General features: G+C 69.0%; 18 protein-coding genes and 1 tRNA gene. 11 read left to right on the top strand and 8 right to left on the bottom strand.

Annotated elements, in window-relative coordinates; genetic code table 11:
* Positions 1 to 34: 34 nt before the first annotated feature.
* Positions 35 to 511 carry a hypothetical protein gene (locus tag ACIBK9_RS04830; RefSeq protein WP_397155181.1) on the top strand — a complete coding sequence of 159 codons (477 nt, stop codon included), beginning with the start codon at positions 35 to 37 and terminating at the stop codon, positions 509 to 511.
* 7 nt (positions 512 to 518) lie between these two features.
* On the opposite strand, the gene ACIBK9_RS04825 is transcribed toward ACIBK9_RS04830, so the two are convergent.
* A complete protein-coding gene (locus ACIBK9_RS04825; RefSeq protein ID WP_397155901.1) occupies positions 519 to 1,118 on the bottom strand; it encodes a LysE family translocator in 600 nt (199 codons plus the stop codon).
* 130 nt (positions 1,119 to 1,248) lie between these two features.
* On the opposite strand from ACIBK9_RS04825, the gene ACIBK9_RS04820 reads away from it, so the two are divergent.
* From ACIBK9_RS04820 to ACIBK9_RS04805, 4 genes are all read left to right on the top strand, one after another.
* Entirely contained in the window at positions 1,249 to 2,208 is a 960-nt protein-coding gene (locus ACIBK9_RS04820) for a neutral zinc metallopeptidase (protein ID WP_397155179.1), read from the top strand.
* 53 nt (positions 2,209 to 2,261) lie between these two features.
* Positions 2,262 to 3,119, top strand: coding sequence for a neutral zinc metallopeptidase (locus ACIBK9_RS04815; RefSeq protein ID WP_397155177.1), 858 nt, complete (start codon positions 2,262 to 2,264; stop codon positions 3,117 to 3,119).
* 45 nt (positions 3,120 to 3,164) lie between these two features.
* Positions 3,165 to 3,461 (top strand): type II toxin-antitoxin system VapB family antitoxin, encoded by a 297-nt coding sequence (locus tag ACIBK9_RS04810; protein ID WP_352318431.1) that lies wholly within the window; start codon positions 3,165 to 3,167, stop codon positions 3,459 to 3,461.
* A 109-nt stretch (positions 3,462 to 3,570) separates the two neighbouring features.
* A complete protein-coding gene (locus ACIBK9_RS04805; protein ID WP_397155175.1) occupies positions 3,571 to 3,888 on the top strand; it encodes a hypothetical protein in 318 nt (105 codons plus the stop codon).
* A gap of 40 nt (positions 3,889 to 3,928) precedes the next feature.
* On the opposite strand, the gene ACIBK9_RS04800 is transcribed toward ACIBK9_RS04805, so the two are convergent.
* From ACIBK9_RS04800 to ACIBK9_RS04785, 4 genes are all read right to left on the bottom strand, one after another.
* Positions 3,929 to 4,018, bottom strand: a tRNA-Ser gene (locus ACIBK9_RS04800).
* Between the two features lie 10 nt (positions 4,019 to 4,028).
* On the bottom strand, positions 4,029 to 4,466 hold the full coding sequence (gene tadA, locus ACIBK9_RS04795) for a tRNA adenosine(34) deaminase TadA (protein WP_397155899.1): 438 nt from the start codon (positions 4,464 to 4,466) through the stop codon (positions 4,029 to 4,031).
* A gap of 14 nt (positions 4,467 to 4,480) precedes the next feature.
* Entirely contained in the window at positions 4,481 to 4,957 is a 477-nt protein-coding gene (locus tag ACIBK9_RS04790) for a tRNA adenosine deaminase-associated protein (RefSeq protein WP_358291272.1), read from the bottom strand.
* Between the two features lie 20 nt (positions 4,958 to 4,977).
* Positions 4,978 to 5,493 (bottom strand): tRNA adenosine deaminase-associated protein, encoded by a 516-nt coding sequence (locus ACIBK9_RS04785; protein ID WP_387671736.1) that lies wholly within the window; start codon positions 5,491 to 5,493, stop codon positions 4,978 to 4,980.
* Positions 5,494 to 5,642: 149 nt separating this feature from the next.
* On the opposite strand from ACIBK9_RS04785, the gene upp reads away from it, so the two are divergent.
* From upp to ACIBK9_RS04760, 5 genes are all read left to right on the top strand, one after another.
* Entirely contained in the window at positions 5,643 to 6,281 is a 639-nt protein-coding gene (upp, locus tag ACIBK9_RS04780) for a uracil phosphoribosyltransferase (RefSeq protein ID WP_352362215.1), read from the top strand.
* Between the two features lie 210 nt (positions 6,282 to 6,491).
* Positions 6,492 to 6,716, top strand: a complete 225-nt coding sequence (locus tag ACIBK9_RS04775) for a hypothetical protein (RefSeq protein ID WP_352318442.1) — start codon at positions 6,492 to 6,494, stop codon at positions 6,714 to 6,716.
* Positions 6,717 to 6,968: 252 nt separating this feature from the next.
* Positions 6,969 to 7,502, top strand: a complete 534-nt coding sequence (locus ACIBK9_RS04770; RefSeq protein WP_352318446.1) for a PH domain-containing protein — start codon at positions 6,969 to 6,971, stop codon at positions 7,500 to 7,502.
* A gap of 96 nt (positions 7,503 to 7,598) precedes the next feature.
* Entirely contained in the window at positions 7,599 to 8,942 is a 1,344-nt protein-coding gene (locus ACIBK9_RS04765; RefSeq protein ID WP_387671740.1) for a helix-turn-helix domain-containing protein, read from the top strand.
* A gap of 100 nt (positions 8,943 to 9,042) precedes the next feature.
* Positions 9,043 to 9,717: a FadR/GntR family transcriptional regulator gene (locus ACIBK9_RS04760; protein ID WP_352318450.1), complete on the top strand. Its 675-nt coding sequence runs from the start codon at positions 9,043 to 9,045 to the stop codon at positions 9,715 to 9,717.
* 7 nt (positions 9,718 to 9,724) lie between these two features.
* Here the strand turns inward: ACIBK9_RS04760 and ACIBK9_RS04755 are convergent, their stop codons facing one another.
* Both ACIBK9_RS04755 and ACIBK9_RS04750 read right to left on the bottom strand, forming a co-directional pair.
* Positions 9,725 to 10,567, bottom strand: coding sequence for an SDR family oxidoreductase (locus ACIBK9_RS04755; protein WP_397155171.1), 843 nt, complete (start codon positions 10,565 to 10,567; stop codon positions 9,725 to 9,727).
* Entirely contained in the window at positions 10,564 to 10,851 is a 288-nt protein-coding gene (locus ACIBK9_RS04750; RefSeq protein ID WP_352318454.1) for an antibiotic biosynthesis monooxygenase, read from the bottom strand. Before ACIBK9_RS04750 ends, ACIBK9_RS04755 begins: the two co-directional genes overlap by 4 nt.
* A 62-nt stretch (positions 10,852 to 10,913) precedes the next feature.
* Between ACIBK9_RS04750 and ACIBK9_RS04745 the strand changes: the two genes are divergently transcribed.
* Positions 10,914 to 11,369, top strand: a complete 456-nt coding sequence (locus ACIBK9_RS04745) for a MarR family winged helix-turn-helix transcriptional regulator (RefSeq protein WP_397155168.1) — start codon at positions 10,914 to 10,916, stop codon at positions 11,367 to 11,369.
* 7 nt (positions 11,370 to 11,376) lie between these two features.
* Here ACIBK9_RS04745 and dnaN read toward each other — a convergent pair whose 3' ends face one another.
* Positions 11,377 to 12,474, bottom strand: coding sequence for a DNA polymerase III subunit beta (dnaN, locus tag ACIBK9_RS04740; RefSeq protein WP_397155166.1), 1,098 nt, complete (start codon positions 12,472 to 12,474; stop codon positions 11,377 to 11,379).
* Positions 12,475 to 12,500 lie beyond the last annotated feature (26 nt).

Genomic DNA, 12,500 nt, shown 5'->3' with positions numbered 1-12,500 from the left:
CGAGAACTGGAATCGTCAGGATATCTTGACGATTATGACTCTGAGCACTGCCGAGCTTCCCGGGCACGAGGGTTTCGTCGCGCCCGTCCTGCCCGACGGGGAGCCGGCCTCGTCGTCCAGCGCCTTCACCAGGACGTTCGTCGGGTATCAGGCCGCCTGTTCGTGCGGGTGGACCGATCGGCGGCGGTATCCGGCGACGCCGGAGGGGGCCAAGGAGGCGGAGTACCGGTGGTGGAGCAGGCACACGCCGCCGCTGCTCGCCGCCGCTCCGCCCGGCTGGCTGGTGACCAGGTCGAACCTGCTGTGCGAGCAGGTCGTCAAGCTCGCGGCCGATCGGCCGCTGGCCGCGCTCACCCTGCTGTCCCAGGTGGAGAGCTGGCAGCGGACGCTGCTCGACCAGGCCGTCGCCGGGGCGCGGGACAACGGCGCCTCCTGGGCGGAGATCGGGGAGGCCATGGGGATCTCCAAGCAGGCGGCCCACGAGCGCTTCAGGGCCCAGGTGAGCCAGTAGAGCCCGTTCAGGCCGGTACGAGCGCCTTGGAGCGGTCGGCGACCATCCGTACGGCGAAGATGCCGAGCACGGTGCCCATCGCGTACCGCTGCACCCGCAGCCACACCGGACGCCGGACGAGGAAGGCGGCGAGAGCGCCGGCCGAGATCGCGATCAGCGCGTTGACCAGCGTGCCGATCGCGATCTGCACCGAGCCCAGCGCGAGGCTCTGCAGCAGCACGTGCCCCATGGCGGGGTCGATGAACTGCGGCAGCAGCGACAGGTACAGGATCGCGATCTTGGGGTTCAGCAGGCAGGTGAACAGCCCCATGGCGAACAGTTTCCGCGGCCTCTCGACCGCCAGCTCGCGAGGCTGGAAGAGCGAGGCGCCGCCCGGCCTGACCGCGTTCCAGGCCATCCAGAGCAGGTACGCGGCCCCGGCCAGCTTGAGCGCCGTGTAGGCCACCGGCACGTACGCGAACACGGCCGTCAGCCCGAGGCACGTCGCCGTCAGGTACGCCATGAACCCCAGCGCGACGCCGACGAGCGAGATCAGCCCGGCACGACGCCCTTGGCTGATCGAGCGGGAGACCAGATAGATCATGTTCGGTCCGGGCGTCAGAACCATGCCCAGGGACACCAGTGCAATCCCGATCAATCCACCCGTCATAGCGGCAGATTAGCTGACAAATCACGGAAAATCCCAGCCCCCTACGTTGCCTTGCGTAATCACCCGACTACGGGGGATGACACACGGTATGCAGTTCGACGATGACGCGCCACTCGACCCCTCACAGGTCGAGGACGTCCGGGCCTCCGGCTCCCAGCCCGGCCGTGGCGGCGGCGGCTGGGGCGGGATGCCGGGCGGCGGCTGCATGTTGCCCATCGGCGGCCGTGGCGGCGGCTGCCTGCTGCTGGTCCTGGCGGTGGCCGGGCTGTTCCTGTTCAAGCTCGCCCCCACGCCGTTCAGCGGCGACGAGGGCGGCGAGCAGGGCGCCGGACGCTACCCGAGCGCCCCCGGCCAGCTCTCCCCCAGCGGCAACCTGGCCGAACGCTGCCGTACGGGCGCCGACGCCGACCAGGCGGAGGACTGCCGGATCGTCGGCACGGTGAACAGCATCCAGTCCTACTGGCGGCAGGAGTTCAAGGAACGCGACCAGCAGTACACGCCGGCCAAGACCGTGCTGTTCTCGCGGGCGGTGAACACGGGCTGCGGCCCCGCCGACTCGGCCGTGGGTCCGTTCTACTGCCCGCGCGACCGCAAGGTCTACCTGGACCTGGCCTTCTTCGACACGCTCCAGCGCGACTTCGGCGCCGAGGGCGGCCCGTTCGCCCAGGCGTACGTGGTCGCCCACGAGTACGGCCACCACGTCCAGAACCTGCTCGGCACCATGGACAAGGTCGGCAACAACAGCAGGCCGGGCGCCGGCAGCGCGTCTGTGCGTCTGGAGCTGCAGGCCGACTGCTACGCCGGCGTCTGGGCGCACAACGCGGTCAAGACGGGCTTCTACCGCGAGCCGTTCTCGCAAGCCGACATCAACCAGGCCCTCGACGCCGCCGCGGCGGTCGGCGACGACAGCATCCAGCGCCGCTCGCAGGGCCGCGTCACGCCCGACGCGTTCACCCACGGCACCTCGCAACAACGCGAGAAGTGGTTCAGCGTCGGGTACGACAGCGGCCTCCCCGACAGATGTGACACCTTCTCGGATGGCATCTAGGCGCCTTCCTGGGGAAGCTCTCTACCGGGCAGCACCCAGAAGGGACGTCAGATATGGATTTCAAGGACGACGTCAACCTCGACTCGTCGCAGGTCGAGGACGTCGGCGGTCGCGGTGGCGGCGGGTTCTCGGGCGGCGGCTTCCCCGGCGGCATGGTCCTCGGGGGCGGCGGCATCGTCGGCCTGATCGCCTTAGTGCTGGTGTTCGTGTTCAACAACCTGGGCGGCGGTGACGGCGGCGGCGAGCCGGCGCAGTCGCAACCCCCGGCCAAGCTCGCCGAGGAGTGCAAGACGGGCAAGGACGCCGACCAGTCGGAGAAGTGCCGCGTCGTGGGCGTGGTCAACAGCATCCAGGACTACTGGAAGGAAGAGATCTCCGGCTACCGGACGTCGAAGACGGTCCTGTACTCCGGCAGCCTCCGTACCGGCTGCGGCGCGGCCAGCTCCGCCGTCGGGCCGTTCTACTGCCCGAGCGACCAGCGCGTCTACCTCGACCTGAGCTTCTTCGACCAGCTCCACAGCCAGTTCGGCGCCAAGGGCGGCCCCTTCGCCCAGGCGTACGTGATCGCTCACGAATACGGCCATCACGTCCAGGACCTGCGCGGCGCCCTCCAGTCGGACACCGGCAGCTCGGTCCCCGTCGAGCTCCAGGCCGACTGTTACGCGGGCGTCTGGGCGCACAACGCCGTCCGCACCGGCTTCTACGAAAAGCCCTTCACCCAGCCGGAAATCGCCGAGGCCCTGGACGCCGCGGCCGCCGTGGGCGACGACAGAATCCAGCAACGCACGAGCGGCAGAATCGATCCCGAATCGTTTACGCACGGCTCGTCCGAGCAACGTGTCAACGCCTTCCAGCGCGGCTACCAAAACGGCCGGCCGGGCGACTGTGAACAGTCTGAGCTGGGCCGATAGCCCCGGACAACCCAGCAGGTCGAATTCTCTCCTAAAATGAGGTGGGTGATCTTCAAGCTCGTCGGCGACGGACGCCCTTATCCCGAACACGGTCTGACGAACCGAGAGTGGGCGCAGATCCCTCCCAGGCAGGTCCGGCTCGACTCGTTGATCACCACGAAGGCCATGCTGGACCTGCACTCACTGCTCGCCGCCGACTCCACCTTCTACGGCGACCTGTTCCCGCACGTGGTGCAGTGGCAGGGCGAGCTCTACCTGGAGGACGGCCTCCACCGGGCCCTGCGCGCGGCCCTGCACCAACGGTCGATCCTGCACGCCCGGGTCCTGGATCTGCCCAACTGAAACGCGCCGGAAAAGGGAGCCGCCATTCGCGGCTCCCTTTTTCATGTGTCAACCTGATCGACGTGCCGTGTGTCACGTCCGCGTCTTTCAACATCATTCGGAGAATGCCGTGTCGTATCCACCGCCACACGGGTCGTGGCCGCCACCCGGATACGGCCCGCCGCCCTACTACTCGCAGCCGCCGGCGTACGAGTACGTCGAGGAGCCCGAGCCGCTCGACAATCGCAACCTGATCGTGCTGCTGGCCATCGGGCTGCCGCTGCTGCTCCTGAGCGCCTGCGGCGCGCTGTTCTTCGTCCTGACCGACGACGGCCGTCCGGAAACCCGCGGCGGCGGGACGGTCCAGACGCAGGTCGTCGAGGACAGCCCGCCGGACATCCAGCTCAACCTGAATCCGCCGGCCGACGGACCCACCCAGCAGCCCTGAGGGCAAAAGAAACGGGCCTCCGAGGTCGTCGGAGGCCCGATGGCGGTGGTGGTGGGATTTGAACCCACGGATGAGTTGCCCCATCACACGCTTTCGAGGCGTGCGCCCTCGGCCACTAGGCGACACCACCGCGGACGAGCTTACCGGATTCTCCGAGTAGCGAAGAACGTCTTGAGGACAGCGGAGCATTCTTCGGCCAGGACGCCCATGACGACCTCGGGCCGATGGTTGAGCCTGCGGTCGCGTACGACGTCCCAGAGCGAGCCCACGGCGCCGGCCTTGGCGTCGACGGCGCCGTACACGATCCGGTCGACCCGGGCGAGCACGGACGCGCCCGCGCACATCGTGCACGGCTCCAGTGTGACCACCAGCGTGCAGCCGCTCAGCCGCCACTCGCCGCGCAGCGCGGCGGCCCGCCTGAGCGCCAGCACCTCGGCGTGCGCGGTGGGATCCGCGGCGGACTCGCGGTCGTTGCCGGCCGCGGCCAGCACCTCGCCCAGCGGGCCGAGCACGACGGCGCCGACGGGGATCTCGCCCCTGCCGCCGGCCGCGACGGCCTCGGCCAGGGCCAGGCGCATCGCTTCCTCGTGGGTCAACGCAACCGGTCGAGCTCGTCGGCGAACGACAGCCGTTCGGCGATCACCGAGAGGACGTCGGCGGGCAGCAGGCCCTCCTCCATGCTCAGCTCCAGCAGTTCCTCCGAGCTCACGCCGAGGTCGCTGAGCAGCTCGAAGTCACCGGCGGGACGCACGCCGAGCCCGTTGCCCTCCTTGTCGGGGGCCACGCCGGCGAACTCGGCGAACAGCTCGCCCATGCTGTTGGAGGAGATCGCGTGCACGTCCGACAGGAACACCCGGGGCTCGTCCTCGCCGCGGTAGCGGGCGATGGCGAACCATTCGTCCTCGACCTCGACGCAGAGCAGGGCCAGCTCGTCGCCCGTCAGGCCCAGGGTCTCGATGACGGCGTCACCGAAGTCGTCGACGATCTCCGCGTGGCGCAGATCGACCTCTGCGCCGGTCCAGCCGTCGGAAGTCCTGACAAAAGCCGCAGAGAAGGTGTTGGACGCCATGCCCGCACTCCAGGGGGGGTTCAGCCGAAGACCGATTCGATGGCACGCTCGAACGGCTCGGAGAAGCCGAGTCGCGCGGCGATGCTGGACAGCACATCTTCGGGGAGGAGATCGATGTCGCCGGAGAGGATGCCCAGCTCCATCTCGTCCAATCCGAGATCGGCGAAGATCGACAGATCTCCCGCCGGCAGCACGGTCTCCTCGTCCTGGAGGATCTCGTCGAGCTCCTCCTCGTCGGGGACCGGCACGTCGAGGTAGTGCAGCACCTGACGGGCGAGCGGGAAGTCCCAGGAGGCGGCGATGTCGGACAGGAAGACGTCGACCCGCTCGCCGAGCACGCGCAGCGCCACGAAGAACTCGTCGCCGACGGCGATCAGGCCGATGGTGCCGCTCTCGCTCGGCTGCTGCCTGAGGGCCTGGATCAGGCCCTGGAGGTCGGACGTGAGCGTGACGGGCAGCAGCTCAGCGTGCCACCGCTCGTCCTCGCGGTAAATCACTATGGCGAAGTCGAGCGCATCTTCGTCTGTCATCGCCATCCCCACCCGAGCCTCTGACACGACAGGTTCGCACCAGACCCCAATCGTTCCAGAACAGGCCACGCGGCGTGTGCTTCTCCGACCAAATTGTGATCAAAACCAAAGGCCCGGGATGCCACCGCTCCGTCCACCGGATACCGTTGGGCGCTATGGAAACCCTCGTCGTCGACCATCCGCTCGTGGCCCACAAGCTCACCACGCTGCGCGATGTCCGCACCGACTCCCCGACCTTCCGCAGGCTCGCGGACGAGTTGGTGACGCTGCTGGCGTACGAGGCGACGCGCGACGTCCGGGTCACCGACGTCACCGTCCAGACCCCGGTCTCCCCCGCCCACGGCGTGCGCCTGGCCAAGCCCCAGCCGCTCGTCGTGCCCATCCTGCGCGCCGGGCTCGGCATGCTCGACGGCATGACCCGGCTGCTGCCCACCGCCGAGGTCGGCTTCCTCGGCATGATCCGCAACGAGTCCACCCTCCAGGCCGAGACGTACGCCACCCGCCTGCCCGACGACCTGTCCGGGCGCCAGTGCTTCGTCGTCGACCCGATGCTCGCCACCGGCGGCACGCTCGCCGCGGCCGTGCAGTTCCTGTTCGACCGCGGCGCGGTCGACGTCACGGCCATCTGCCTGCTGGCCGCCCCCGAGGGCCTGGCGTACATGGACAAGGTGTTCGCCGGCTCCGGCAAGCCCATCCGCGTGGTCACCGCCGCCCTCGACGAGCGCCTCAACGAGAACGGCTACATCGTCCCCGGCCTCGGCGACGCCGGCGACCGCCTCTACGGCGTGGTCTGACCCTTCCATCGGCTCCCCTTCTCCTTACGCTGGGTCGTCACTTCGTTACATACTGTGGTTGGGTGGGTACGAAGAGACAGGAAGGGAACTTCCGCATGCGCGTGGGGGAAGCACGATGAGCGACATGCCCGGTGCCGAGGAGTCCTCGTGAACGAGCGACCGACCGGCAACAGCAGCGCCCCGTCTCATGCGACCAGCACAGGAGGGCGCATGAGCGAGCACACCGAGGCCGACCCGACCCCGTACGCGGAGGTCGAGGCCGCGCTGCGCGACGAGTTCGCCGGCGTGCATTCCTCCACCACCGTAACCCGCTGTGTGGAAGCAGCGCACTACGGCGCGCTGGAGGTCACCGGCTATGCGCATCCGAGCCTTGTGGAGCGCATCGCCCGGAAGCACCTTCACGTCCTGGCGCTGGTCGCCAGCGAACGTGGCTAAGCAAGATCAAAACTAACCCGCCAAGTTACCTTTACCCCGGCTACCGGGTGGGTAATGTATACGGCGGGTGGAGTGGGTTAGTGGCACGGAGGCGACAGTGCAGGTCAAAAAAGTCCTCACATACAGTGGGATCGCATTTGTGGCGTACTACCTGTTCGCACGACCAGCTGATGCCGCAGACGCGGTGAAGGGGGCGTTCGACACGGTGTTCAACGCGGCCGACTCTCTGGCCCAATTTGTGAACAACCTCGCATGAGACTGGTGACCCACGGGGACTCTGCTCCGTCGTCGGTCAACCGCTACCTCCTCCCCAACGAACAACAGGTCATCATGGTGCGGCGTCATCCCGCCGTGCTGCTGCGCCCGGTCGCCGAGGTCTTCGGCGGCCTGGTCATCGCCGGGCTCCTCAGCAAGTTCTTCGGTGGAGGGGAGTCCGGCGGCACGGCGCTCGTCGTGGTGTGGTGGCTGTGGCTGCTGCTGCTCGTGCGTTTCGTGTGGAAAGTCGCGGAGTGGTCGGTCGATTACTTTGTGGTGACGTCCAAGCGGATGTTGCTCACCACCGGGTTGATCACGCGCAAGGTCGCGATGATGCCGCTCGGCAAGGTCACCGACATGAGCTTCCAGCGATCTCTCCTGGGCCGCATGCTCGGTTACGGCGAGTTCATCCTCGAGTCCGCTGGTCAGGACCAGGCTCTGTCAACGGTCGAGTACATTCCGTATCCGGAGACCCTCTACCTGGAGGTCTGCCAGATGCTTTTCCCCAGCAAGGACGACAGCGACGATTAATCTCCGCGCGGCAAATTCTTCACGCGGGGATACCAGATTCGGCTACTTCATGCAATCATTGCGTGTTGTTGACCCTTCCCCGCCTTGAGAGATGAGATGCCGAGTCAGGGAACCATCGGTGACCGCGTCCGTGGACTGCGGCTGAACAGGCGGATGTCTCAGGCCCAGCTGGCCGGACCCGACCTGTCTGACAGTTATGTCTCGCTCATCGAGTCGGGCAAGCGTACGCCGACTCCTGTCGTGGCCCGCCTCCTCGCCGAGCGGCTGGGATGCACCACCGAGTTCCTCCTGCACGGCATCGAGCCGCGGCAGCGCATCGACACCGAGCTGGGTCTTCGCCATGCCGAGCTGGAGCTTCAGCACGGCGACCCCGCGGTGGCGGCCGACCGCTTCACGGAGATCGTGAAGGCGGCCGACGAGGAGAACGCCATGCTCACCGCGCACGCCCGCTTCGGCCGGGCCCGTGCGCTGGAGGTCCAGGGACGTCTCGGCCAGGCCGTCGAGGCGTTCGAACGGCTGCGCAGGGAGGCCGCCGCGCATCCCGAGCGGCTGGCCGACCTGCCGCTCACGATCGCGCTGAGCCGCTGCTACCAGCGGGCCGGCGACCGGCTGAGGGCTCGCGACCTGGCCGCGGCCGCGCTGGAGCAGGCCGAGCGGCTGTCCATCTCGCAGGGCGAGATCGCGGTCGACCTGGCCACCGCTCTGGTCGAGGCGCGCAGCGAGCGTCAGGGCGACTCCCCCGAGCTCGAGTACGTCAAGCGGGTGCTGGACAACAGCGGCGTTCCTGAAGTTATGGACCGTTCCGAGGAGATCCACGCCCTGTGGCAGGCGAGCTCCGCCGCCGCCGCCGGTGAGGACTCCGCGCTGGCCGTGCGCCTGGCCGACGACGCCATCATGGCCGGTCGTCAGTCCCGGCTCGCGCTGCAGCTCGCGCGGGCGGCCATGCACTGGTCCAGGCTGGTCACCGCGCCGCTCGACGAGGCCGAGCGGCTGGCCGCCGCCGCGTCGCGGGCGTTCGCGTCCTCCCCCGGCAGCGTCCGCGAGCACGGCGAGAGCCTGGTCGCGCACGCTCGGGTGCGGCTGCGGGCGGGCGACCAGGCGGGTGCCGCCGAGCTGGCCACCACGGCGCTGGGGCTGGCCCACGACGGTTCGGGCACCACGCCGGCCGAGGCGAACCTGGTGCTCGCCACCGTCGCGCTCGACCTCGACGGCAGTGCCACGACGCAGCTCCGTACCGCGCACGAACTGCTCGACTCGCTCGACCGTCCGGTGTTCGGGTCCGACAGGCAGGCCGCCCGCTGCTGGCGCGAGCTGGGTGACCTTTACGGGAGGGTCGGGGCAAGAGCACAGCAGACCGCCGCATATCGTAAAGCCCTTGAAGCTGCCGGAGTTCGCTCCGCGTTGGCAGGGGTGACGGTCGAGGCCACGGTCGCGCACTGAACCTCCGGGAGCTCCAGATTTGGACTTTTGAGTCTGGAATAATTAGGGTCGACCAGTCATTGACTCATAGGATGATTGGTTTCCCCGGAGGAGGCGGACTGTGAGTCTGCGTACGGCGCAGCGGGCTTCGCTCGTCGACCAGGTGATCGATCAGCTCAAGGAGCAGATCACCTCAGGGTCGTGGCAGATGAACGGCAAGATCCCCACCGAGACCGTGCTCGCCGAGCAGCTCGGAGTGGGACGCAACACCGTTCGCGAGGCCGTGCGCGCGTTGACGCACGCTGGGCTGCTCGAGTGCCGTCAGGGGGACGGCACTTACGTCCGGGCGACCAGTGAGCTGTCGGGGGCGATGCTGCGCCGGCTGCGCCAGGCCGAGCAGTTGGAGATCCTTGAGGTGCGGCGCGCGCTGGAGGTCGAGTCCGCCCGGCTGGCCGCGACCCGCCGCACCGACGAGGACATCCGCCGCATCGAGGCCGCGCTGGCCGAACGCGACCGCGCTTGGGAGCTGGACGACCCCGACTTCTTCGTCGAGGCCGACCTCGCCTTCCACATGGCGGTCGCGCACGCCACCCACAATCTCGTGCTCATCGACCTCTACGAGGACTTCTCGGCGGCTCTGCGGGCCAGCATCACGGCCGCGGGCACGTCGTTCAACAAGAGCTACATCCCGCACGACGCCATCGCCCGCGCCATCGCCGCCGGCGACGCCACCGCGGCCGAGCGGGCCGGGCACGCGTGCATGGAGCACATCCTCATCGCCCTCACCGACTCCTGACCGGCCCTCAGGCGGCGGGGCGCAGCTCGGCCGCATGGTCCTTGGCGAACTCGGTGAAGCTGCGGCCCGGGCGGCCGGTCACGTCGGTGAAGGCCGTCGTCGTCAGGTCGCCCCAGTTCGCGGCGTAGGCCGTGAGGTATTCCCTGGTGACGGCCGCGTCCCACTCGCGCAGGCCGGCGTCGAGCATCGAGCGGTAGGCGTCGTCGGGGGCGACGGGTTGGTGGGCGATCGGCGTGCCGTAGACCTCGGTCAGGGCGGTGGCCGCCTCCCCCATCGAGATGCTGGCCGGGCCCGTGAGGGTGTAGGTGCGGCCCTTGTGCGGCGCCGGGTCGCGCAGCACCGCGGCGGCGAAGTCGCCGATGTCGCGGACGTCGATCAGCCCGATCCGGCCCTCGCCCGTGCCGCCGTAGAGGGTGTCGCCGGCCACCGAGCCGAGCAGGTTCTGCATGAAGAAGGCCGGGCGGATGACGGTCCAGTCGAGGCCCGAGGCGGCCAGCTCGACGTCGGAGAGCGCGTGCAGGCGGCCGTTGCGCGTGGGGGCGTCGTGCGCGGCTCCGATGGCCGACAGGCGCACGACGTGCCGCACCCCCGCCTTCCGGGCCGCCCAGAGGGCGTTCATGCTCGCATGGGGCGCCTGGGGGCCCATGGCGGTCAGCAGCCACAGGGTGTCGACCCCCTCGAATGCGGCGTCGAGCGTGGCAGGCTGGTCGAGGTCGCCGACGGCCACTTCGACGCCCTCGGGGGCCTTGGCCGCGTCACGCACCAGGACGCGCACGTCGCTCAGGTCGCCCAGCGACTTCAGCACGGCCCCGGAGACGGTGCCGGTGGCACCGGTGATCAGGATGGTCATCGCAATGTCCCCTCTTCTGCAGAGATCAACTCGTCGATCAGGTCGAAGAACTTCTGGATGCCGGGCAGGTTCGCGCCCTTGGCACGGGAGGCGGCGAAGTCGTCGCCCGAGCGCCAGTCGACGATGTCCAGCCACTCGTCGTCGGACAGGCGGACCAGCCGGGCGCCGAGGAATCCGGCGCGGTCGGCCGCGAAGTCGGCGAGCATGCCCGGACGAGCCGCCAGCAACTGGCCGGCGCGTTCCGGGGACACTCTGAATCTGGTGAGTTCCACCGTCGTGGTCATGGCATGACGATATAGTAAGAATCAGTGACAGTCAAAATCAGTGACTAATTGGAGGGCCGCCCGTGCGCAGGAGTCATCGCAAGCAGGACGAACCAGATCTGGGGGTCCTGGCGGGGCGCACACTCTTCGCCCTGCAGCGCGACCTGTTCGCCAAGCTGGCCGAGCAGGGCCATCCGGGGCTGCGGCCGCGGCACGGCGCCGTGCTGGCCTACCTGGACGAGGAGGGCAGCAGGGCGACCGACCTGGCCGCGCAGTCGGGGCAGCACAAGCAGGTGATCGGCACGCTGGTGGACGAGCTGGTCGCGCTCGGCTACGTGGAGCGGCAGCCCGACCCGGCCGACCGGCGGGCCAAGCTGATCGTGCCGACGGACAAGGCGCTGGACCACATGGTGAAGTCGGACGCGATCATCGCCGAGATGGAGGCCGCGCACGCACGGGCCGTGGGCAAGCAGGCGTACGCGGAGTTCAAGAGGGTCTTCAAGCTGGTCGCCGAGCGGCAGACGCGCGCGGCGGAGTGACGGCCGCTCAGGTCAGGCGCAACGACATGACGAGGTAGCGGAAGGCGGGCTGGGCGTCGCCCGGCACGTCCTGGATGAGGGCGGGCCTGGTGGGCGACTCCATGTTGATCCTGGCCAGCTCGCCTTCGATGCCGGTCAGGCCGTCGAGCAGGAACTGCGACTGGAAGGCGATCTGGATGTCGTCGCCGCGCAGCTCGCAGGGGACCACCTCGGTGCCGCGCCCGATGTCGCCGCCGCCCGCCTGGATCAGCACCTGGCCCTGCGTGAACGACAGCCGGATCGCGGTGTTGCGCTCGGCGACCAGGGCCACCCGCTTGATCGCGTTGACGAACGGAGTCACCGCGACGTCGGCCCTGATCGACCAGTCGGAGGTCAGCCTGGCCCGGTAGTCGATGAACTGCTCGTCCAGCAGGCGCACGGTGGTGCTGCGGCCGACGCTCTCGAACCCGGCCACGCCGTCGCCCATCGCGACCGACACCTCGCCGCCGCGCAGCGACTTGGCCACCTCGACCAGCACCTTCGCCGGCACCATGGCCGAGACGGCGACGTCGGGCGCGGCCGGACGCCAGGTGAAGTCGCGGGCGGCGATGCGGTAGCGGTCGGTGGAGGCCATCGCCACGGACTCGCCCTCGATGTCGACCCGGATGCCGGTGAGCATCGGCAGCGTGTCGTCGCGGCTGGCGGCGGGCGCGACCTGGCTCACCGCGGAGGCGAACACGCCGCCGCCGATCGCGCCGATGCTCGGGGGCATCGTCGGCAGGGCCGGGAAGTCCTCGACCGGCATCGTGATCAGCCCGAACTCGGCGCTTCCGCAGGTCAGCACGGCCTCGGCGCCTTCGGTGACGATCTCGACGTCTTCGGCCGGCAGGCTGCGGCTGATCTCGGCGAGCAGCCGGCCGGGGATGAGCACGCTCCCGGACTCGACGATGTCGGCGTCGACCAGGGCGCGCGCGGAGACGTCGTAGTCGAAGGCGGACAGGCTCAGCTCGTCGCCCGCCTCCAGCAGCAACCCGGAGAGTACGGGCACCACCGGGCGGCTGGGCAGGACTCTGGCGGCCCATGCCACCGCATCTGCCAGTACATCGCGGTTAACCCGGATCTTCACGAGGATCCACCCTTTCGTCGCGCCGT

It is taken from the genome of Nonomuraea sp. NPDC050227 (genome assembly GCF_044459705.1).
In the GTDB taxonomy this organism is placed as follows: domain Bacteria; phylum Actinomycetota; class Actinomycetes; order Streptosporangiales; family Streptosporangiaceae; genus Nonomuraea.
This window is presented reverse-complemented; position numbering and strand designations above follow the sequence as displayed.

What these genes read in the sequence shown, in the direction of transcription:
- ACIBK9_RS04830 (WP_397155181.1), top strand. Translation starts at nt 35, where the DNA reads ATGACTCTGAGCACTGCCGAGCTTCCCGGGCACGAGGGTTTCGTCGCG.
- ACIBK9_RS04825 (WP_397155901.1), bottom strand. Translation starts at nt 1,118, where the DNA reads ATGGTTCTGACGCCCGGACCGAACATGATCTATCTGGTCTCCCGCTCG.
- ACIBK9_RS04820 (WP_397155179.1), top strand. Translation starts at nt 1,249, where the DNA reads ATGCAGTTCGACGATGACGCGCCACTCGACCCCTCACAGGTCGAGGAC.
- ACIBK9_RS04815 (WP_397155177.1), top strand. Translation starts at nt 2,262, where the DNA reads ATGGATTTCAAGGACGACGTCAACCTCGACTCGTCGCAGGTCGAGGAC.
- tadA (WP_397155899.1), bottom strand. Translation starts at nt 4,466, where the DNA reads ATGCGCCTGGCCCTGGCCGAGGCCGTCGCGGCCGGCGGCAGGGGCGAG.
- ACIBK9_RS04790 (WP_358291272.1), bottom strand. Translation starts at nt 4,957, where the DNA reads ATGGCGTCCAACACCTTCTCTGCGGCTTTTGTCAGGACTTCCGACGGC.
- ACIBK9_RS04785 (WP_387671736.1), bottom strand. Translation starts at nt 5,493, where the DNA reads ATGGCGATGACAGACGAAGATGCGCTCGACTTCGCCATAGTGATTTAC.
- upp (WP_352362215.1), top strand. Translation starts at nt 5,643, where the DNA reads ATGGAAACCCTCGTCGTCGACCATCCGCTCGTGGCCCACAAGCTCACC.
- ACIBK9_RS04775 (WP_352318442.1), top strand. Translation starts at nt 6,492, where the DNA reads ATGAGCGAGCACACCGAGGCCGACCCGACCCCGTACGCGGAGGTCGAG.
- ACIBK9_RS04770 (WP_352318446.1), top strand. Translation starts at nt 6,969, where the DNA reads ATGAGACTGGTGACCCACGGGGACTCTGCTCCGTCGTCGGTCAACCGC.
- ACIBK9_RS04765 (WP_387671740.1), top strand. Translation starts at nt 7,599, where the DNA reads ATGCCGAGTCAGGGAACCATCGGTGACCGCGTCCGTGGACTGCGGCTG.
- ACIBK9_RS04755 (WP_397155171.1), bottom strand. Translation starts at nt 10,567, where the DNA reads ATGACCATCCTGATCACCGGTGCCACCGGCACCGTCTCCGGGGCCGTG.
- ACIBK9_RS04750 (WP_352318454.1), bottom strand. Translation starts at nt 10,851, where the DNA reads ATGACCACGACGGTGGAACTCACCAGATTCAGAGTGTCCCCGGAACGC.